Consider the following 21495-nt stretch of genomic DNA (forward strand, 5'->3'; position numbering starts at 1 on the left):
TGTTCCTGTTCTTACCTGTTCACGCAACCTGATTTAGCTACCTACGCTGGGCTGGGCGCGGGGTGCTGACCCTGACCGGGTGCATCTGGGTGGCCGCCGTGCTCCTCGTCGGGTTGGTAGTTGGCTTCCAATTCGGCCAGCTTCTCTTTGCCGTAGGCGAAGCGGGTGATGAGCACATACAGCACCGGCACGATGAAGATAGCCAGCAAGGTAGCCGAGAGCATACCGCCGAGTACCGTCCAGCCGATGGTCTGGCGGCTCTGGGCGCCGGCGCCGGAGGCAAACACTAGCGGCAGCACACCCAGGATAAAGGCTAGCGAGGTCATGACGATGGGACGTAGGCGCAGGCGCACAGCTTCCAGGGTGGCATCCACCAGCGGCATGCCTTTATCAACCCGTTCCTTGGCAAATTCGATAATGAGAATGGCATTTTTGGCCGACAAACCAATCAGGGTAATTAAGCCAATCTGGGCGTAGACGTTGTTGGTGAGCTTGGGCAGGAAGGTCAGGGCCAGGATGGCACCGAAAGCGCCCACCGGTACGGCCAGCAGCACCGAGAACGGCACCGACCAGCTTTCGTACAGCGCCGCCAGAAACAGAAACACGAAAGCCAAGGACAAGGCAAAAATGTACACCGTCTGCCCGCCGGCCAGCAGTTCTTCCCGGGTCAGACCCGAAAACTCGAAACCGTAGCCTTGGGGTAGGGATTGGGCCGCCGTTTCTTGCAGAGCCTTAATAGCGTCGCCGGAGGAGTAGCCGGGGGCCGCATTGCCGTTGATTTCGGCGGAGCGGAACAGGTTGTAGTGCGAAATCAGCGGGGCCGACTCGGTGCGCTGGTAGCTGGTGAGCGTGCTCAGGGGCACCATGCCGCCCTGGCTGTTGCGCACGTAGTACTGCCCCAGGTTCGAAATGTCGCCGCGGTACATGGAGTCGGCCTGGGTTACTACCCTAAAGTTGCGGCCGTACACCGTAAAGTCGTTCACGTAGGCCGAGCCCAAGTAGGTGCGCAGGGCGGTGCCAATATCGGAGATGGACACGCCTAGCTTCTTAGCTTTTTCACGGTCGATAGTTAGCTGATAACCGGGCGTATTGGCCGTGAAGAAGGAGAAGGGCGCGGCAATTTCGGGGCGCTTGCGCAGGGCACCGAGGAAGTTTTGGAGCTGGGCGTCGAAGTTCTTGATGTCGCCGCCGGCTTCGCGCTCCTGCAGGATAAAGCTGAAGCCGCCGGTGTTGCCAAGGCCCGGAATAGCGGGTGGCGAAATCACCACGATGTTAGCTTCCTTGAGGCGGCTCAGGCGCTTTTGCACGGTTGCAATCAGGCCCTGCAACTGCACTTCCTTGTCTTTGCGCTCCTCCCAGGGCTCCAGCTGGCAAAACACCGTGCCGCTGCTCGATTTGGAGGAGAAGTTTACGGCGTTCAGACCACCCAGACCCGCGTAGTGCCGGATACCCTTGATCTGGCCTAGCTCCTTCATAATCTCGTGCAGGGTGCTGACCGTGCGCTCCGTGGAGGACGCCTCGGGCAAGTTGAAGGTCACGATAATCCGGCCCTCGTCTTCGGTAGGAATAAAGCTGGAGGGCTTTTTGGCAAACAGCAACCCCGTACCGGCCACAATGCACACCAGAATCACCACCACGAAGCGGGAGTGCTTTATGCCGCGCTGCACGCCGTTACCGTACTTGCTCGTCACCTTGTCAAACCAGGTGTTGAACTTGAAAAACAGCTTATCGAGACCCTTGGAGTTCTCGTCGCGCTTGTGGGGCTTGAGCAGTAGCACGCATAAGGCCGGCGTCAGCGAAAGCGCCACAAAGGCCGAGATAAGCACCGAAATAGCAATGGTAATGGCGAACTGTTGATACAAGCGGCCCGTGATGCCCGGAATGAAACCCACCGGCACGAACACGGCCGCCAGAATCAGGGCAATGGCAATAACCGGGGCCGAAATTTCACGCATGGCCGCCAGGGTAGCGTCCAGGGGGTTCATGTTTCGCTCGTTCATGTTGTGCTCCACGGCTTCTACCACCACAATGGCGTCATCGACCACAATACCAATGGCCAGCACGAAGCCGAACATGGTAAGCGTGTTAATCGTGAAGCCCAGCGGGATAAACAGGATGAAGGTACCGATGATGGACACCGGAATTGCCAGCACCGGAATGAGCGTAGAGCGCCAGCTTTGCAGGAACAAGTACACCACCACAATCACCAGCAGCAGGGCTTCTACCAGCGTGTGCAGCACCTCCTCAATGGACACTTTTACCACCGAGGCCGCCTCGAACGGTACCACGTAGTCAAGGTCGGCGGGGAACTGCTTTTTGAGCTGTTCCATGGTGGCATTCACGTTCTCGTAGGTTTCGAGGGCGTTGGCGCCGGGGCCTGGTACACGAGCAGGTAGGCGGCGCGCTTGCCATCGACAAAGGAGTTGTTGGCGTAGTTGAACTTGCCCAGCTCCAGCCGCGCCACGTCCTTCAGATACACCACCGAGCCATCTTCGGGCCGGGTTTTCACGATGACGTTGCCGAACTCCTCGGTGTTGGTGAGGCGGCCTTTTACGAAGACGATGTATTCGAAGGTCTGGCCGGTTTGGGCCGGGGGCGCGCCAATAGAGCCGGCCGCAATCTGGGCGTTTTGCTCCTGAATAGCGGCCGTTACTTCCTGGGCCGTTACGCCCAGTTGGGAGAGTTTATCGGGGTTGAGCCACACGCGCATGGAGAAGTCATCGGCGCGGCTCACGATGTCGCCTACTCCCTTGGTGCGCAGCAAGGCGTCCTTGATGAACACGTTGGCGTAGTTGTCGAGGAAGGTGGTATTGTGCGAGCCTTTGGGCGCGTACAGGGCCACTAGCATCAGGATGCTGGGGTTCCGCTTGCGCACTACCAGGCCCAGACGTTGCACCTCTTGCGGCAGGGTAGGCTGGGCAATGCCCACGCGGTTTTGCACGTCGAGGGCGGCAATGTTAATGTCGGTGCCTACCTCGAAGTTGACCGTCATGCTCATCTGCCCGTTGCTGGTGCTGTTGCTTTGCAGGTAGGTCATGCCGGGCGTGCCGTTTACCTGCACTTCCACGGGCGTGGCTACGGTCTGCTCCACGGTTTGGGCGTCGGCGCCGGTGTAGGTCCCGCTCACCGATACAGTAGGCGGCGTGATTTCCGGATACTGCCCCACGGGCAAGTTCAGGATGGCCAGCACCCCACCATCACAATCACCAGAGAGGTGACAATGGCCGTGACGGGGCGCCGGATAAAGGTTTCTGCAATCATCGGGTTATAGCTATTAGCTGCTAGCCAGTGGCCGTTAGCTATTGTTCATGACGTGTCATTCCGGGCCCCGCGAGGAATCTCGCGTGCTGACTATGGCGTACTATTTTGCCGTCAACACGCGAGATGTCTCGACAAGCTCGACATGACGACCTTTCGTATTCTTTTGCTGCTTACTTCGCGGCGCTTCCTTGGGTCGGGCTGCTGGCCTGGGCGGGCGTACCGGTTTGAATCTTGCCGCCGTCGCGGAGGCGCTGCAGGCCTTCGGTCACTATCTGGTCGCCGGCTTTAATACCTTCCATCACCACAATTCGGTCGCGAAGGCGGGGACCTAGCTGCACTTTGCGCTGGTAGGCCTTGCTGCTGTCGCCGGCCACGAAGACGAAGTTTTCGCCCATTTGCTCCACAATAGCCTTGTAAGGCACCACAATGCGGTGGCCCGATTGCCGGTTGAGCACGTGCAGCACGGTACTCATGCCATCCTTCAGTTCGCGCTGGGGGTTAGCGAACTGCACCCGAATCTGGACGGTACCGGTGCCCTGGCTCACGCCCCGATCAATAGCCAGGATTTTGCCCGGCTGGTTGTAGCGCGTGCCGTCGGGCAACTCGAGCATAAACGTGGAGTCTTCTGCGCCGCCGGCGGTGCGCTGTATGTCCCGAAACAAGCCTAGGTTGGCTTCACTGATAACGAAATCAACGCCCATGGGGTCCTCGCCGCTGATGGTGTTGAGCAGGGTAGAACCGGGGCTGACCTGAGAGCCCAGGCGCACCTGCGAAATGCCAATACGGCCCGTGAATGGCGCTTTTATCAGGGAGTAATCCAGGTCGGTGCGGGCGGCGGCTACCCCCGCCTGGGCCACGGCAATCTGGCTTTGGGCCGTGGCGTAGCTGGTGCGGGCGTTGTCGACAAGCTGGCGGGCCACGGCATCCTGCTCCAGCAGCCGCTCGTAGCGGTTCAGGTTTATTTGGGCGTTTTGGGCGGTGGCGCGGGTGGCGCTCAGGTTGGCTAGGGCCTGCTGATAGGCCGCCTGGTACTTGCGCCGGTCGATTTCATAGAGCGGCTTGCCTTTGGTTACTACCTCGCCTTCCTTGAAGAAGATTTGGGTGATAAAGCCGGCTACCTGGCTGCGCAGCTCCACGTTGTTGATGGCTACTGCGGTAGCCGGATACTCGTCGTAGTACACGGCCTCAGTAGCTTGGGCGGCGACGAGCGTAACGGGCGTGGCGGGTGGCGGACCGGCCGCTTTTTCCTCTTCTTTTTTGCCGCAGCTGGCCCAGGCAAACAGGCTGGCAGCGTAAGAAAGCACAAGAATCGTTTTTTTCATATTAAGGTAGCAGAGCGGCGGAAGGAAAGGAGTGTTGAAGGCAGAGCGGGCTACCCTATCCCGTCATTCCTCGCGGCACTCGGAATGACGGGCTGAGAGTTGGGGCCACTCTCAAATGATCAGTAGGAAACGGGCAGGTTGCCTTGGGCGCGGAGCAGATCAACCTTGCTGCTGAGCACCTGAAACAGGGCGCTGTAGTAGTTGAGCTGGGCCGTGCGCAGGGTGGTTTGGGCCACAATCACATCGAGGTAAGTTTTGATACCTTCCCGGTACTGCAGGTTTACCACCGAGTACACTTCCTTGGAAAGGGCCAGGTTGCGCTGCCCGAAAAGGTAGTCGGTGTAATAGCCTTTGTAGGTAGCCAACGCCTGCTCAAACTCGGTGTTGATGCGGTTGCGGGTGGCCAGAATATCCTGGTCGATGCGCTGGTCGGTGAGCCGCTCGCGCCGCAGGTTTTGCAGGCGGCGTGTGCCCTGAAAAATGGGCAGGCTCAGCTGCAAACCGGCAAAGGAGTTGGGAAAACGCTGGCCGTAAAGGTCGCCGAAGTTGTTATTTTGAAATACCGCGTTGTAGTTGCCAAAGGCCGAAACCGCCGGTAAAAAGCCCCAGCGGTAGTAGCTAATCTGGGCCGATTGCAGGGCCTTCTGGGTCTGGAGCTGCTGAAACTCGATGCGGTTGGTGGGGTCCAGGGTGACGGTGGTATCCACGAAGGCATCCTGCATGAGGCGTAGCGTGTCGTACTGGAGCGTGAGAGGATGCTGGCCGGCTACCCCCATCAGCTCCCGCAAGTACGCCGACTTCGCCTTGATGGCCTCAAGGGCTTGCTTGCGCGCTACAACGGAGTTGTTGAGCAGAATCTCGGCCTGCTTGTAGTCGGTTTTGTCGACGATACCGGCGTCGTAGCGGGCGCGCGCGTCCTTGAGGCTGCGCTGGAGCCGCACAATGTCCTCGTTTAGCACATCCAGCTGGCGCTGGGAAAGCAGCACGTCGTAAAAGGCCTTGCTCACGTCGGTCACCACGTCAATGCGCACCCCAATGGTGTTTTGCTGGTAAAACTGGCGCGACGGACGGGCGCTACGCAGGGCCAGCATCACATCGTTGTTGTACAAGGCCTGGGTGCCGGCCAAGCCCACAGTGGAGGTGTTTTTCAGGCCGATTTGACGGGGCACGTTCACGCCTTCCGCATTCGGAAACACGGTGTAGGGTAGCTGGAAATAGTGCTGGCCCGTGGCGTTGAGGTTGACTTGGGGCAGCCAGCCGGCCAGCCCAATGCGAATGGTAGCCTCGTTGGTTTCCTCATCAAGGCGGGCCTGCCGCAGCACTGGCTGGTTTTGCAGCGCGTACTGCAGGCACTGCTCCAGGGTTAGCTGACTGCTAGGTGGGGGAGGAGTTGTGGGCTGGGCCTGTGCCCACGCAGGAGCAAGCAGGGTAAGACTGAGAAGCAGCCGTAGCACCCGTTTTATCTGTTTCATATCCTAGTAAAAGCAGCTACCACACCCGGTAACTAAAGCACCACTGGCTACCCTCCGGACTACCAGTCACTGGTTCCGACATCAGGCGCAAGGACACGTTCATCCTGGCTCGCGCTGCCTGTCAGGTGCGCTATTCGTGAAAAAAGACTGACCGGCTGGCCGTCAGCTTGGTACCCGGCCCGGACGATTCAGGCTGAACCTGAGTCTTGTCCGGAGATTCCAAGGCAGGTAAACCGGGCCCTGACAGAAATGTTAGCGTAGAAGCAAAAGAAAGTTTGCCGCCTGCTCTCCATACCCCTCAACGTTCTGCCTTTTTGCTGGTGTGTAGCTTGCCCAGGCGGCAGAGGCAGAAAGGCTTATTCCAGCTCCGTCACGGTTACCAGCACATCGGTGTTGCGCCCGTGGTCATCGGCGCAGGAGATTTTAAGTGGCCCGGGCGTGGGCTGAAAAAACACCCGCTCCGTAGCGGCTGCGGCCCGCAAGAACGTATCATTAACGTACCAATACACCTGGCGTACTTCGCTGGGGTTGTGCAACTGAGCAGCAGCTGTTGCTTTTCGCGGCGGTTAAGAACGTACTCGGTGTTGGCGGTAGGAGAGGTAATACTGGGGGCCCGCTCCGCATCAGTGCGTACCAATTGGCATTGGGGTTGTGCGGGGGTAGGCGACGGTACGGGATGCCCTGGGCTTCCTTATAGGCCGCCACCTCCGGCAGCAGGTTCGGGTACAGCTCCCGCCGAAACCCCGCCGCCGGCGCGCAGGCCCGACAGTACGTGAAGCCGCCATCGGCTGCTACCAACACCTCGCGCTGATGCTGGCAGCGCTGCCCGCTGCTCACGGTAGGCAGGAAATAGTCGATAATTTGATTGGGACAGTTTTCGCCCGGTACTAACCCAGTTTCGGCGCATACCAAACGGAAATCCAGGGTGGCCGGTGGGGCAAACCACTTATTAGGCGAGTTATAAGCCAGGGCGTTGAACAGGTCGAACAGCAGGGGAGTGGCCACATCGGCGCCGGTAAGAGCCGGGCTGCCCTGGCCGCTGAAGTTGCCTACCCACACGCCTATGGTATACTCCCGGTTGTAGCCAATGCTCCAGGCGTCGCGGCGGCCGTAGCTGGTGCCAGTTTTCCAGGCAATCTTGGGCAGGCGCAGGCTGCTGGCCGCGCCAAGTGGCAAATCGGGGCGGGTGAGTTGAGACAGGATGTCGGTGGTAAGAAAAGCAGCTGCTTCCGAAATGAGGGCGGTGGGGCCTCACCCCTACCCCCTCTCTGGGCGTGAAGCAAACTGCAGCCCCGCGTACCGGCCCCCGTCGGCCAGCGTTGCGTAGAGGTTTGTCAGTTCCTCCAAAGTAGCCCCGCAGCCGCCCAGAATGCTACTCAAACCCAGCCGGGAGCGGTTGCGCGTCACGTTTTGGAAGCCGGCTTGACGAAGCTTGTCGGTGAAGGTGGGCACACCGAGCTGGTTAAGCACGCGCACGGCCGGAATGTTGAGCGAGTAAGCCAGGGCCCGCTCCAGGGTCACTTCGCCGTTGCAGTGCTTGTCGAAGTTCTCGGGGCGGTAGCCCTGGAAGTTGGTGGGCACATCGGGCAGTAGCAGCTTGGGTGTGACCAGGCCCCGGTCCATGGCCAGCGCGTACAGAAAGGGCTTGAGCGTGCTACCCGGCGAGCGAACGGCCGTCACGCCGTCGTTCTGGCCCTGGCTGCCGAAGTCGCGAAAATCAGCCGAGCCGACGTAGGCCTCCACCTGCCGAGTGCGGTTGTTGACTACCAGTACGGCGGCCTGCGTGATGCCCAGTTCATGCAGGCGGCGCACGTAGTTGCGGGTGAGGTCTTCAGTTTTGCTTTGTTTGCTGCGCTGCAAGCTGCTGCGGATAATGGCCTGCCGCGGAAACTGCCGTACCAATCGGCGCGCGAGGTGCGGAGCCAAGGTGGGCGCGGCGTGGCGCTGCACGTCCAGCGGTTCCAGCAGGGCATCTTCCACATCCTGCTTCGGAAAGAGGCCCGCGGCCCCGAAACGCCGCAGCCACCGGTTGCGCTCCTGCAGCACGGCCGCGTTGTTCTTACCCAGCACTAGTCCGCGCGGCCGGTTCGGGATGATGGCCAGCGTCACAGTCTGGGCCAGGGAAAGGTAGTCGGGCGTTTGCTGGAAGTAGAGCAGAGCAGCCGACTTCACGCCTTCTACGTTGCCGCCGTAGGGCACTAGGTTCAAGTACAGCTGCAGAATCTCATCCTTGCTATAGTGCAGCTCAAGCTGCGTGGCCCGCAGCATTTCCAGCAGCTTGTTGCTCAATGTGCGCTCTTTGGGCTCCAGCAGCCGCGCCACCTGCATCGTAATCGTGCTGGCGCCAGTGGTGCGGCCCTCACCAAACACGTTGCGCCCCGCGGCCTGCACCAGCGCCACGGGGTTCACCCCAAAATGCCACCGGAACCACCGGTCTTCTTTTGCCATAATAGCCTTACGCAGCACCGGCGTGATTTCGCGCAGTTCTGTTTTCATCCGCCATTTCTGGGTCGGATTGAGGTAGGCGTGCAGCACGGAGCCATCCTGGGCCAGCACAATGGGCGAGTACTGCGGGGTAGGCGGCAGCGGAAAGGCGAGGTCAAGGCCAGTGAAAAGCAGCATCACCAGCCCCACAGCCCCTAGAATACGCAAGACAACACGCCGGTTCATGTACTCAAATATACCGGCTGCTAACAGATTCTGCCGCCTACCCCATGGGCAGGAATAACCGCTTCCTGTGGGCGTGCCACTATGCTAAGGTTTACAGTAAAAGAAAATATAATTGCCTAAATGGTGGTATATGAATGATTTAAATAAAGAACTGGCAACATATTCCAAATTTGGTTGCAATTATTTCAAAATGGGTAAATCTGCTGGCTTCTGGTGTGCGTAAGTAGGTAAACCAAGCAGCAGGAGCGGTAACCGTCGTGGATTGTAGCTGGCCACTCTCTCCCCGACAAGTACACTCCGCTGCCGACCTCATCCTAATCCCTTCCTTATTTCACAACCGCTACATGAAAAGCAAATTTATTCTCACGCTTGCGCTGGCTGGTGCTAGCATCAGTGTGTCGTTTGGGCAAGCTACCGTTGACCCCGAATTGCGCAAGGCCCTGAGCACCAACCCAACGGCTCAGGTCATTGTCACCTTCAAGGGGAATGGGGCGCCCGGTCTGGCCCAACTAGGGCTATTGCAGCGCCTAGGCATTACGCGCGGCATCACGCTGCGGGCCCTGCCAGTAGCCGGCGTTATTGCCACGGCCGCGCAGGTAAATTCACTGGCGCAGAATCCGGAAGTCCGCTCCCTCTACATTAATAAGCGGCTGGATTATTACAACTTCGACGATACGCACCTGACGGGCGTAAAGCGCCTGCGCACCGATCAGCAGATGACGGCCCGTAACGGCGGCCTGCCAGTTTCGGGCAAGGGAGTGGGCGTGCTCATCAATGACAGTGGCGTGGATGGCACCCACGAGGACATCAAGTTTGGCTCGCACCTAGTACAGAACACGCTGGGTTCCACCAATCTAAACTCGCTTAGCGCCCTGCTGCCAGTAACGTACCTAGAGGGCGTGCCGAACACGGATACCAACTCCGGGCACGGTACCCATTGCGCCGGCACGGTAGGAGGCACTGGGGCCCGCTCCGGCGGCAAGTATGAGGGGGTAGCCCCCGGTGCCTCGTTGCTGGGCTACGGCTCGGGCGGCGCCTTGCTGGTGCTCGATGCCATAGGTGGTTTTGACTACGCCCTTACCCACCAGTTCCAATACAACATCCGGGTTATTAGCAACTCGTTTGGCAGCAGCGGCGACTTCGACCCCAACGACCCGTTGAACGTGGCCACTAAAAAGTGCTACGACCGGGGCATGGTAGTGGTATTTGCGGCCGGCAACGAAGGCCCCGGCGCCGACACGCACAATCCCTACGCTATTGCGCCCTGGACTATTTCGGTGGGTGCCGGCGACCGGAACGGGCTGCTGGCTGACTTCTCCTCGCGCGGCGTACGCGGCGAGCAGGGTACCTTCACCGTGGATGGCGAAACCTGGACCTATAAGAATGAACCCGTTATTGTGGCGCCCGGCGTAGATGTCGTTTCTACCCGCGCCATTGCCCCGGTATCATCGTTGGGAGCCCAGCAGGATATTGAATTGCTGCAGCCCGGCGAGGTTCCGTTTTACACCCACAGCAGCGGCACCTCCATGGCGACGCCGCACGTAGCCGGCATTGTGGCCTTGTTGCTGGAGGCCAAACCAACGCTGAACCCGGCGCAGGTGAAAGAGCTGTTGCAGAGAACCGCTACCAACATGCCCGGCCGCGAGTCGTGGGAGGTAGGAGCCGGCTACGTAAATGCCTACGCCGCCGTAGATCAGGCATTCCGCTCCACCACCTACGGCTCCACGCTAAACGCCAGCCGCCGCTTCAATAGCAGCGTGAATGCGCAAACCACTACGGTGCCCTTCACCATCAACTACAACCCCGCGCTGGCCGCCGGCAACCAGTTTACCTTCCCGGTAAGCGCCGGCACCAACAGCCTGGAGGTGAAAATTTCCTCCCGGGGCCTGCTGGGTGAAACCGGCAACCCCACCAATCTCATCCTGATTGACCCCAACGGCACCCAGTACCGCTCAGGTACTCCCGTTACGTTCACGCTCACCACGGACCGTAGCGTGGCGGTAGCCGCGCCGGTAGCCGGCACCTGGACGCTGAAAGTGGAAGGCCTGCAAGGAGTAGCCCTACCCGAAACCATTGCCGGCAACATTTCCGCGCTGACGGCCGCCGGTACTACCAACCTCAGCGACATTGTAGGCCATCCGGCTGAAGCCTCCATTAAGCTGGCCGTGACCAACCGCCTGGTTGATGGCCTGAGCAACGGCTTCCGCCCCGATGCCCCGCTTACCCGCATTCAGCTGGCCGACTACTTGCTCATGGGCCAGGGTATCCGGCAGTTGCTGCCCTTCAGCGGCGCCCGTTCCTTCTCCGACGTATCCTCGGCCGCCGAGGTGCTCCTGACGGAATCAGTAGTGGCAAAGGGTGCGGCTCAGCGCGACCGGTTCCATCAGGCCGGCGGCGTGATGCTGCCCACCGCTTCGGGCACCTTCTCGCCTAGTGGCCTGGTAAACCGCACTTCGCTGGCTTATTCGCTGGTGCAAAGCCTGGGCTTCGAGCGGCAGGCTCTGGCCCGCAACAACCAGCCGCTTACGGTGCAGGTGAATGGACAGACCCTTCCGGTAGATGATGCTGCCAGCATTCCGGCGGCTCTGAAGGGCTACGTGAGCATTGCCCTGGAGCTGAACCTCATCAACGCTTACTACACCCTGAAGCAGGGGCCATACGACCTGCAACCCACTCTGCACGCCACCTTCAAGCCTACCCAGAATGTAACCCGGGCTGATTTTGCCGTCATCGTGAGCCGCACTTTCCCGCAGTACGACGCTGTAACCCAGCCCACCGCTACTAGCACCGCCGCCGCTACTGCTGCCACCGCCGCCCCAGCTACTGCCGCCCTGCTGGACCGCAGCACCGTGGCTTACCCCAACCCCTTCAGCGGCGCTACCACCATCAGTTACCACCTAAACCAGGCCGGCCCAGTGAGCGTGGAGGTGTATAATACAATGGGCGTGAAAGTGCGCACTTTAGTAGCTGGCACGGAAGAAGCTGGCCTGCATCAGGTGCGTTTTGAAGCCGGTAACCTGGCCCGTGGCGCGTACCTGTTCAAAATAAAAAGCGGTGCAGCCGTCACCACGCAGCGCCTCATGCTGCAATAAGCCGAGCTTATTTGGCACCCAACAACAAGGGGCCTGCTCTATAGAGCAGGCCCCTTGTTGTTGGGTGGCTTGAGTAACGGAGGCATGCCATCTACTGCTTATCTGGGAGGCTCAGGCACTTCTACTTCCAGCTCAAAGTCGCGTTTGGGCGGGGCTTCGTTGTTGGCGGCGTTGCGGTAGAGGAAGCGGAGCGTGGTTTTGCCAGGGTTCAGCGCCTGAAATTGAAACGTAATGTCTTCGTCGCTACCCGCTTTAGCTTTCCTCTTCGCCTTCTTGGCGGGCTGGGTGGGGGAGGGCGTTACCAACTGAACTACATTGTTGGCTATGGGCATAACCTCCCAGGTGTACTGCGAGCCAGCCGTGTTGTCGAGCCGGATTTGCAGCTGGTCGCCTTGGTTTACCTTCACCCGGCTGTGGTTGCCGTACTCCGTGATGTTCACGTTCTTGGCTACGCCGGGCTTGTCGATGGTAACAAATACATGAAAAAAGCCGCCGAGCGTGGAATAGCCCGTGCCCGGTTGTGCCGATACCAAGGCAAGGTCTAGCCCACCTGTACCCGTGGCCTGAAAGTGAATTTCGAAGGTAGCTGGCGCACCCGGTACGCCGCTGCTGATGCCGGGCAGCACGTTGGTAGTCGTCACCGTTAGCTGCCCCGGATACGATTGGGTTAGACGCCAGCCAAAGCGCGGCGAGATGGTAGGCAAGCGGATGGTGAGCTGGTCACCCACATTGAGCTGTACCTGCTTGCCGTTGTCATTAGCAGTGAGCGTAACGATATCGGCGCGGGCGGAAGTAGGGCTTAAGAAAGTTACCCCAAGCAGCAGTAGTATGGAAAAGCGCAGCAATACGGCAGCAGTCAGTAAAGTCAGTTTCATCGTCTCGTAACGGAAGTGTGTAATAGCAACGCAGCCGGCTACTTAACAAGTGCCGGCTGCGCCAAAAGCGGTAAAGGAAGTGTACGAGGTGACAAGGGAAAAGCTGCGGTTGAGCTATAGAGCCACCTGCTTGTGTCTCTTCGACGAACCACTGGCCGAGAACTACTGGCCTAGCACAGCACCCCACAAACAACCTCAGCAACGAGAGAAACAAATTGGTGCCTCTACCGCACCCGCACTACGCCGCTGCCGGCGTAGCTATGGTACTCGGCGTTGTACATGGCATCGGCGCTGACGGGACCGAGCTTGAAGGTGCCTTTGCTCACGGCGCGGCAGAGGTAGTAGAACGATTTGGGCTGGGGCGTGACGGTAGTGAACAGGTTGATCCGGTCGTCGCGCACGTCGAGGTAGTCGGGTTGGGCGGCGTCTTTGGCCCAGGTCAGGTCGCGCACGGCCCCGATGCGCGGGTTTTCGATTTCCAGCCCAGCCGGAAGCAGGTCCGTAATAGCCACGTTCTTGACTTCACCCGCGCTTTCAGCTGACTGGATGGTGATGCGCACTACTACTAGGTCGTTTTGCTTGAAGCTGGTGCTGCCTACGGGCGCGCCGTTGCGGTCCAGAAACTGGCGGCGGACTTGCAGGTAAGCGTCTTCCTCGCGCACTTGGCCGGTGGGCGAAATACCCTCGGTTTCCCAGAAGTAGTACAGGCTGCCTTTGCCACTGGTGCGTAGCTGCAGCTGGCGGTTGGCTACGTTGCTTACAGTGAGGTCTTTGCCCGAGAAGTTACCGATAACCTTGCCATCAGCCAACAGGCTAGCTACTACCGTGCTACCGGCATTTTTCTTCGCCAGCTTGCCCAGGGCCAACAGCGCGAATGACCGTTCCTGGGTGTTGAGCCACCCAGCTTGTTTCACTTGGCGGCTGAGCTGGCGGGCCAGGGTGGTTACCTGCGGGTTGGCGGGGTCGGCGGCGAGCAGGGCGTTGAGCACCAGGGCCTCGTCGCGGATGGGGGAGGAGAAAGCGCCGTCGAGCTGGCGGCTGGCGATGCGGGGCGCGGCGCCGAAACGAGTGGGCACGGTGCTCTGGTAGCCGCGCTGGTTGCCGCTCAGCGCGAAGGCCGCCGCCAGCAGGTAGCGCGAATCCTCGGCCAGCTGGGAGCGGTTGGCTTTGTAGTAGTTTAGGCCGACGGCATCGGGACGGCCGGCCAAGGCCAGCACGTAGAGGGAGTAGGCTACCTCCTTCTTGGCCAGCGTTACGGGCTGAATCACGCCGCCGGTCTGGATGATGTTGTAGGTGTCGATTTCGCGCTTGCGTACGCGGGCTTGCAGGTAGCGCAGTACCCGGTCTAGCACGTTCTTGTTCACATCGAAGCCAGCTTGCTGGGCTTCCAGCAGGAAGTGGGCGGCGTAGGCGGTGGACCACCAGTTGTCGTAGTCGCCGCCGGGCCAGTAGCTGAGGGAGCCGTTGTACATCTGCTGGGCTTCCACCTTCCGGATGGCTTCCTGCACGTGGTAGTTGGGGTTGAACAGGCCCGCTTTACCGGTTTTGCCAGTTTTCTGGCCTAGCGTAGCTGCCAAATCAACGTAATACAGCTGCGGAAAAGCGGCCGACACGGTTTGTTCCAGGCAGCCGTAGGGGTATTGCAACAGGTAGCGCAGGTCTTTGGCAAACTCCGTCATCGGGGAGCGACTCACCACTAACTGGCTCCGCAGCGAGGAAGGCAGAAAGTCGGTCCGCAGGTTCAGCTGCTGGGCCGCGCCGCCCGCCACCACGCCCGCCCCCGCGCGCTTCTGCAGCGGCGAAGCCGGACGGATGGGTAGCTCAATGGTTTCGGTGAAAGTGACGGTTTCATTTTGAGTCGAAAAGCTTACTTTAATAGGTGTACTACCAATTTGATTCCCTGCAACTATTTGAAATAGAACGCGTTTTTCCGCACCTGCTGGAAGCCTAACACTCTGTGACTTACTCCACGATAATGATTTATCCATTTCTACGCCATTTACTACCTCTAGTAGCCTGTCGTTAAGTGACAGCATTAGGTTGGCTATTCCCGTAAGCTCTTTTCCTGTTGTATTCGTTAGCGTTACGGGCACGTCAATCATATCGCCGGGGCTGAGGAAGCGGGGGAGGGCGGTGCTGATGACTACCGGGTCGGCGACGCGCATGGTGTGCTCGGCGGAACCGAAGGCGTCGTTCTTGTATGCTACGGCCATGATGCGCACGGCTCCGCTGAACGGGGGCACTTGCAGCTTATAGCGCACCTTGCCGCTGGCATCGGCGGTGAGCACGCCGCTCCATTTAGCGAGCAGCTTTACGCGGCGGTTGGGCACGGGCGTGGTGCGGCGCGAGAGGTCGTAGCCGTCGCCGCCGGTGGAGCTGGTCCCAAGTTCGGGTAGCAGGAAGGGGTACACATCATAGGCCTGTACTTCCAGGGCGCGCTTCTGGTAGAAGTAGCCGTAGGGGTCGGGCGTGCGGTAGTCCTTCATCTGCAAGATGCCTTCGTCCACCATAGCCAGCGTCACCTGGGCGCCGGGGGCGGTGGTTACCTCAATGGTTTGGGCAGTTTGGGAGCGGCTTTGCGCGGGCGCCTTAATGGCTACTTGCAGCTTGGTGCCGGGCTTCTCCACCGTGAGCGGCACAAAGCCTCGGGCCACCGTGAGGGGTAGGCGGTTGTCCTTGATTTCGCGGATGGCGGTGGCCGTTACGTACACGTTGGGCACGTGGCCGGTACGGATGGGAATGCTCACGCGGGCCGATTTTTCGTCGGTGTTTACGTAAAAATGGTCTAGCACCCGGTTCCGCTCCACCGTCACGAGCACACGGCCAGGGAAGGGCGTTTTCAGCAGGAGGTTGGCAGTTTCGCCGGGCTCATACTTGGCCTTGTCGGCCTCGATAGTCACCTCGCCCTCATTGTTTACCTCGAAGGAGTTGCTCTGGGTGTCGCCGTAGCCGTAGGCGTACACGCGCTGGGCCACGTAGGTAACGGCTCCGGGCCTGGAAACCCGTATTTCATACTCGCCAGAGTAGGTAGGCGTGAAGCCCAGGCCAGCATCAGAGCCACCGCTAGCTACCGTCACGGTGCGGCTTAGCACTACCTGTTCCCGCTTCTGCGAGTTATAGATGTAGCGGCCGCCCTGGCGCTCAATCACGGTTTCCCAGAGCAGGCGCACCACGCGCACCGTGGCCTGGGCCGAGGTGGGTGTACCGGCAGGCGTGAGGGCCACCAGCCGCACCGGCAGGGCTTGGCGGGTTTGCACCAGCTCGTCCATATTCTTCACCCCAAACAGCACCGGCTGGGTCTGCACCTCGAAGGTAGCCAGGCGGTTCACCGGGCGGCCGGTCTCATCAAATACCGTCGTGAAAGCCGTGCCTTCCAGGATGCCCAGGTCACTGTAATCGGGTACCTCGTAGGTGGCGGTGCCGCGGCCGGCGGCGTCGGTGGTGCCTTCGCGAGTGGTCTTCTCGAAACGGTCAGAAATGGGTGTGGAAACTTGGTCGCCGTACTGGCCGCGCTGCTTGTCGCCGCTATTGATGGCGAAGGTGTAATCGGCGTAGTTTTTCGGGGTGAAGGGCTTTTCCTTGAGCGAAAACTCGACCTCAAACTTGCGGTCGGTGGCCGGTGGACCAAAGAGGTTTTGGGCCGTAATCTGCGCCGAAATAGTCTGGCCGGGCTTCACGACTGGCCTAGACGCCTTCACGGTCACCTTCATGCGGTCCGGAATGAATTCCTCCACCGAAATCTGGCGTGAGGTCAGTAGTACATCATTGCCGGTGAGTACTTCCATCGTGTAGAGGCCGGTCATCACAGCCGGGGTAGGAGGAAGCGCGCCTCGAAAGAGCCGGCCGCGTTCAGGTTTTTTTGGAAGCTGGCGTACTCCTTGCCAGTGGGCAGCAGCAACCGAATTTTCACCGGCAAGCCCTTGGGGGGCGCCTGCCAATCTTCGGTCCGGATGACGGTGTTAGTCTGGATGGTGTCGCCGGGGCGGTACAGGTCCCGGTCGCCGTAGAGGAAGGCTTGGTAGCGGGCGGCGTTGCTTTGGAGGCCACCCACCTCGAAGCGGGAGGTTTCCACGCGGCTGCGGCTCAGGTCGAGGAAGGTGAAATCGTTGCCTTGCTGGGCCATCACCATGCCCAGGCGGAAGCGGCCATTTTGGGCGGTGCTGTCGAATTTTGCTACCCCATCCCCGTTGGTCAGGCCAGTGCCCATCACCTGGTTGTTGGTGCTGATAAAGCGCATTTCCACGCCGCTCAGGGCCTTGGCGTTGCGGATGGAGTTGGCGAATACCAGCGTGCTGCCGGCCTTGCCCTGCTTTACAATCAGCCCGATATCCGACACGGCCACCAGCTTGCTCACCTGCAGCCACTGGCGCTCCGTGTCCTGCACTTTCACGATGTACAGACCCTTCAACCCACCCGCAAATTCCAGGTCTTTCAGGTTCAGATTCAGCAGCCGCAGCCCCTGCGCCTTCGGCAAGCCCGACACAGTGTAGGTGCGCTCCGTGAGCACGTTGCCCAGGTTTTCTACGTCGTAATATTGGTAGGAGCGGTCCACGTATTCGCCGTTTTCGTCCTGCTCTTCCTCGCCGGAATCTTCGCCGTCGTAGCTGGGGTAGCCGTACTGGGTGCCGCTGCGCAAGAGCTGCTGGATGTTGTTGGCGTAGACTTTGGCAATGGTCACTTTCACCTGGCCTACCTCGTTGATGCGCACGCCCAGGTTGCGCCCACCCAGCGCATCAAGGTACATGGCCTTCTCGGCGCTGGCGAAGCTGATGGTCGGCCGCTCATCGGAGAAGCTCACCGTCTGGGTGAAGTTCTCGTTTAAGTGCCCGCCTAAGCTGCCGCGCAGCCCCTGGCGCAAGCTCACCTGGTAGCTTTTTCCTACCTCAAAACCACCCTTAAGGCGGAAACCGCTTTCCAGTTCCTCCACCTCGTAGGCCACCTGCGGCGACACCGATAAGGCGCTCTGCAAATCGGTAGTGGTGACCGGCTGGTTGGTCAGGATGGTCACGACAGGGTCGGCCGATTGCAGGGTGCCGGTGATGGAGCGCACTTCCAGGGCCTCCGGGTCGGGAACCTGCACCTGCTTTTCGTAGTCGGAAGTCGAGGCTTGGTCGCTGCCCTGGGCGCGCAGGCCCTGGCCCAGCGCCACCGTCAGGGGGAGCCGGGGCGTACCTGCTGGTTGAGGCTCACGCGCACCACTTGGCCCGGCTCCCCGCTCACCTCGAAGGCTACGGGCTGCCCGTTCTGGGTCACGCGCAGCAGGGGCTTTACGTCAGCGGGCTTTACCGGGTAGTTGAAGGGTAGCTCCACGCGCATTTCGGCCGTGCCTGCCGCGCGCTCCGAGCGGCCCCAGAAGGCCTGCGGCTCTTGCAGCTGCAAGTAGGGCGTGTGGAATTTCTGCCGGTTCTCGGGCAGCTCTACGTTGCGTTTGCTTTCCGGTAGCGCCTCTTTATGTAGCGTGGCCTTGAAAGCGGTGCTGGGCCGGAAGGGCGTGCTGGGCGAGAAAATCAACTCCCGATCCGAAGTCCATTTGAACTTGCCGCGCACGGCCGGCTCGAACTTCACCACTTGCACCGTATCCCAACGGTCCTGCTGCTCCGGGCTGGCCACGGCATCTGCAAACTGAAACACCAGATTCTGGTAGAGGTCAATTTCCTCGCCGTTGGGGTCCGGGCCGGCATCGGAGCCCGACTTAGAACAAGCGCATAGCAAGGCCAGCAACACCAGCAACGGCAGGCGGGAAAGAGTGCGGAGTAACATGGATAGGGAGGAGCTAAAAGGGACGTCGGAAGGTATAGAAAAACGGCGTTTCTGCTATGTTATGTATAGGTTTGGGGAGAGATAATTGTTTGCTCTCGGCCCATAGTATGCCTAGTTTCTTGCAGCATCTTTACAATGCTCACATATGGAAAAGGAGATACATTTAGATATCTGTTGTTGCGCTTTAGCTAAAGTTCGCACCAAGGAGGTAATCTATTCAGTATTGAATGAATTCACGCCAAATCACACGCCCTTACGTGGTGACTATGGATGTCTGCATGTTCCCTTTAATAATCTCGATTACGAATTTATTTCGGAGGATGCAATGCTGGGATATTACGTCTGGCATCCTATAGCAACATGCTCTTTCTTCTGGGAATCAAAAAAGGATTGGGCTTATAATCCTACGGTTGGGGCATTTTTTACCTCAGATGGATTTCTAATAATGAGTGTAACCATCGATGGAAGTGAGGCGGATGCACAGCACTTCCTGAGCAGATTAAAAGCTTGTCTGAACTCAGAGGTAGGGGTAATTAGTCACATTAATCCACCTGATTTTTTAGATGGTCAAGATTTTTTCAATAGATATAAGTAGCTCCTACACTCCCTCAAACACCTCCACCCACTCAATACTGAACTCCGGCAGCGTATGCACCGGGATGAGGCCGGGCGTGTAGAACTCGCCGCGCACTTGGTAGCGGCCATCCTGCAGCACGTACACCGTCACGCTCTTCTCGCAGTAGTAAAGATACGTGCCGGTGCTACTTTCGCCGGATAACCATTTGCTCTATGCCTCCTACCATCCTCACCGTGCCCGGCCTGGGCAGCTCCGGCCCGGAGCACTGGCAAACCCGCTGGGAACAGCAGTACGGCTACCGGCGCGTAGAGCAGCGCAACTGGGATAACCCGGTGTGCTCGGAGTGGATAGCAGCACTTGAAGCGGCCGTGGCTGCGGCGGGTCCGGAGGTGGTACTGGTAGGGCATAGTTTGGCTTGCGCTACCATTGCACACTGGGCCAGCACCACGCAGCACCCTATCAAAGGGGCCTTGCTGGTAGCTCCCGCCGACGTGGACCGGCCCGACTTTCCGCCCGAAGTGACGGGCTTTGCGCCCATGCCGCTGGCGCGCCTGCCGTTTCTGAGCATCGTGGTAGCGAGTACCGATGATGCGTACGTGACCTTGGCGCGGGCCCAGCAATTTGCCCAGGCCTGGGGTAGCCGGCTGGTGAATATGGGGCCGCGGGGCATATCAACTCGGCCTCTGGGCTGGGGCAGTGGCCACAGGGGCAAGAACTGTTGCGGGAGCTGATCTAGAGGGCTGAGCTGGCACCGGAACGGCTCGTAGAGTGATGGAAAGAAAGTCAGTATCCGATGACCCTCCGGGGCGCGGAGCCGTTTAGGAAGCTATGTCTTTGTTCCGAAGCAGTACGAGGTGGATGCTGTTGGGCCTGCTAAGCCTGGGGGCCTGCGATACCCGCCGCGCTGCGCCGCCGGCTGCTTCCCCTTCTAACGCTACTGCTCCCATGGGTGCCGACCAAAACCGCCTCTACGCCGACGTAAAGTTTCTGACCTCGCTGCAGCCCGCGCGCCACTACCGCAACCTGAAGTCGTTGAACGAAGCGGCGGACTATATCAAAACCGAATTTGAGAAGCTGGATGACGGCCGGGTGGAAGAACAGCCCTTCCGCGCCGATGGCCGGCAGTACCGCAATATTATTGTATCCTTCGGCTCCGTTGATGCGCCCCGGCTAATTGTGGGCGCGCATTACGATGTGTGCGGCGATACGCCCGGGGCCGATGATAACGCCAGCGCCGTGGCGGGGCTGCTGGAAACCGCGCGCCTGTTGCAGCAGCTCGGCTCCAACCTCAAGTACCGGGTGGAACTGGTGGCCTACCCCAACGAGGAGCCGCCGTACTTCGCCACCGAGTACATGGGTAGCGCCGTGCACGCCAAGTCGTTGTATGAAGCCAAGGTGCCGGTGCGGGCCATGCTCTGCTACGAAATGATTGGCTACTTCCGCGACGAGCCAGGCTCGCAACGCTTCCCCAACGAGCAGCTGGCGGCGCGCTACCCCAACACCGGCAACTTTATTACGGTAGTAGGCCGCACTGGTCAGGAAGCCTTCACCCAGCAGGTGCAAGCGCTTATGCAAACCAAGGCTGACGTAGATGTGCAGCGCATCAACCTGCCCGCGGAAATGGGCCTGGCCGGTCTTTCGGACCACCGCAGCTACTGGAAATACGGCTACGAAGCCCTGATGATCAACGACACGGCCTTCCTGCGCAACCCTAACTACCACCTACCCTCCGACACCATCGACACCCTGGACTTCCGGCGCATGGCTGAGGTAGTGAACGGGGTGTACGCCGTGCTGCTAGGATTGTAGCGCGGCCAGGGTACGCCGTCGGGAAACTATTAGCGCCCCGTGCTACCTCGTGCCCCCGCCATTAGGAACAGTGAAGTAGCGCGGGGCGCTAGTGGGCTGAAAGAGGAGCGGAGAAGTAGGTGTTAGCTGAGGCGGTAATATTGGTAGATGCCCTTCAGTAGCTGAAAACCACCAAAAATGATGGCGCCCCAGGTCATGATGTACCCACCTCCTCCGGCGGAGGCCAGGGCGAAGGTAATTCCCGTGACAGCGCAGCCGCCTAGCAACCAGAGGCCGCCGTGGAGCATGCTCTTCTTGGCTACCTCCCGGTGCAGGTGCTGGAACTGGTCGCGGAGGTTTTGCGTGACGATAGTTGCACTTTCCGAATCAAGACCCTGGTCGATAAGCTCCGCCTGAATAACCTTGTCGGTTTTTCCCTGCGCCATAAGTTTAGCTGCATATTCGTACACCTAGTCAACAGAGTGCTGTTCGGTAACTTCCATAAATCGTGAAGAATATAGGTTGTGGCTAAGATAAGCAGGTTCCGAAAAGTTGCCGCATGTTTGCACTTTTCGGGGTGAGAAAAATTAAGCGAGTATACCCGCACCCGTTGGAGCCCACCGTAAGTAAGCTGCCAAAATGAACTCCGCACGACGTTGTTCTACCATACTGGGTGCG

Annotated in this window: 14 protein-coding genes and 2 pseudogenes; 4 read left to right on the top strand and 12 right to left on the bottom strand. The window is 59.6% G+C overall.

What is annotated here, in order from left to right; all coding sequences use genetic code 11:
- Nucleotides 1-41 precede the first annotated feature (41 nt).
- The 6 genes and pseudogenes from MUN84_RS15740 to pbpC form a co-directional block, all read right to left on the bottom strand.
- A pseudogene (locus MUN84_RS15740) lies at nucleotides 42-3261 on the bottom strand (efflux RND transporter permease subunit).
- 170 nt (nucleotides 3262-3431) lie between these two features.
- The gene (locus MUN84_RS15745; RefSeq protein WP_244694975.1) at nucleotides 3432-4583 is read right to left on the bottom strand and encodes an efflux RND transporter periplasmic adaptor subunit; all 1152 of its coding nucleotides are present in this window, start codon (nucleotides 4581-4583) and stop codon (nucleotides 3432-3434) included.
- A gap of 119 nt (nucleotides 4584-4702) precedes the next feature.
- Nucleotides 4703-6055 (bottom strand): TolC family protein, encoded by a 1353-nt coding sequence (locus MUN84_RS15750; protein ID WP_244694977.1) that lies wholly within the window; start codon nucleotides 6053-6055, stop codon nucleotides 4703-4705.
- Between the two features lie 356 nt (nucleotides 6056-6411).
- Nucleotides 6412-6537 (bottom strand): hypothetical protein, encoded by a 126-nt coding sequence (locus tag MUN84_RS24000; RefSeq protein ID WP_317238968.1) that lies wholly within the window; start codon nucleotides 6535-6537, stop codon nucleotides 6412-6414.
- A 10-nt stretch (nucleotides 6538-6547) separates the two neighbouring features.
- Nucleotides 6548-7231, bottom strand: coding sequence for a hypothetical protein (locus MUN84_RS24005; protein ID WP_317238969.1), 684 nt, complete (start codon nucleotides 7229-7231; stop codon nucleotides 6548-6550).
- Between the two features lie 81 nt (nucleotides 7232-7312).
- On the bottom strand, nucleotides 7313-8677 hold the full coding sequence (pbpC, locus tag MUN84_RS24010) for a penicillin-binding protein 1C (protein WP_317239224.1): 1365 nt from the start codon (nucleotides 8675-8677) through the stop codon (nucleotides 7313-7315).
- Between the two features lie 392 nt (nucleotides 8678-9069).
- Between pbpC and MUN84_RS15760 the strand changes: the two genes are divergently transcribed.
- Nucleotides 9070-11817, top strand: a complete 2748-nt coding sequence (locus MUN84_RS15760) for a S8 family serine peptidase (RefSeq protein ID WP_244694979.1) — start codon at nucleotides 9070-9072, stop codon at nucleotides 11815-11817.
- A 98-nt stretch (nucleotides 11818-11915) separates the two neighbouring features.
- Here the strand turns inward: MUN84_RS15760 and MUN84_RS15765 are convergent, their stop codons facing one another.
- From MUN84_RS15765 to MUN84_RS15780, 4 genes are all read right to left on the bottom strand, one after another.
- Complete coding sequence (locus tag MUN84_RS15765; RefSeq protein ID WP_244694980.1) at nucleotides 11916-12692, bottom strand: protease inhibitor I42 family protein; 777 nt, start codon at nucleotides 12690-12692, stop codon at nucleotides 11916-11918.
- Between the two features lie 224 nt (nucleotides 12693-12916).
- Nucleotides 12917-16495: an alpha-2-macroglobulin family protein gene (locus MUN84_RS15770; RefSeq protein WP_244698955.1), complete on the bottom strand. Its 3579-nt coding sequence runs from the start codon at nucleotides 16493-16495 to the stop codon at nucleotides 12917-12919.
- A complete protein-coding gene (locus MUN84_RS15775; protein WP_244694982.1) occupies nucleotides 16495-17841 on the bottom strand; it encodes an MG2 domain-containing protein in 1347 nt (448 codons plus the stop codon). The genes MUN84_RS15770 and MUN84_RS15775 overlap by 1 nt, the downstream gene beginning before the upstream one ends.
- A gap of 2 nt (nucleotides 17842-17843) precedes the next feature.
- Entirely contained in the window at nucleotides 17844-18452 is a 609-nt protein-coding gene (locus MUN84_RS15780) for a hypothetical protein (RefSeq protein ID WP_244694983.1), read from the bottom strand.
- Between the two features lie 145 nt (nucleotides 18453-18597).
- On the opposite strand from MUN84_RS15780, the gene MUN84_RS15785 reads away from it, so the two are divergent.
- Nucleotides 18598-19047 carry a hypothetical protein gene (locus MUN84_RS15785; RefSeq protein ID WP_244694985.1) on the top strand — a complete coding sequence of 150 codons (450 nt, stop codon included), beginning with the start codon at nucleotides 18598-18600 and terminating at the stop codon, nucleotides 19045-19047.
- A 3-nt stretch (nucleotides 19048-19050) separates the two neighbouring features.
- On the opposite strand, the gene MUN84_RS23115 is transcribed toward MUN84_RS15785, so the two are convergent.
- Entirely contained in the window at nucleotides 19051-19179 is a 129-nt protein-coding gene (locus tag MUN84_RS23115; protein WP_262920546.1) for a hypothetical protein, read from the bottom strand.
- Nucleotides 19180-19241: 62 nt separating this feature from the next.
- Here MUN84_RS23115 and MUN84_RS15790 point away from each other — a divergent pair.
- Nucleotides 19242-19765, top strand: a pseudogene (locus tag MUN84_RS15790) (RBBP9/YdeN family alpha/beta hydrolase).
- A 92-nt stretch (nucleotides 19766-19857) separates the two neighbouring features.
- Nucleotides 19858-20838, top strand: coding sequence for a M28 family peptidase (locus MUN84_RS15795; RefSeq protein WP_244694987.1), 981 nt, complete (start codon nucleotides 19858-19860; stop codon nucleotides 20836-20838).
- A gap of 122 nt (nucleotides 20839-20960) precedes the next feature.
- On the opposite strand, the gene MUN84_RS15800 is transcribed toward MUN84_RS15795, so the two are convergent.
- Entirely contained in the window at nucleotides 20961-21263 is a 303-nt protein-coding gene (locus MUN84_RS15800) for a hypothetical protein (protein ID WP_244694989.1), read from the bottom strand.
- Between the last annotated feature and the right edge of the window lie 232 nt (nucleotides 21264-21495).

It is taken from the genome of Hymenobacter sp. 5516J-16, assembly GCF_022919335.1.
GTDB classification, from domain to species: domain Bacteria; phylum Bacteroidota; class Bacteroidia; order Cytophagales; family Hymenobacteraceae; genus Hymenobacter; species Hymenobacter sublimis.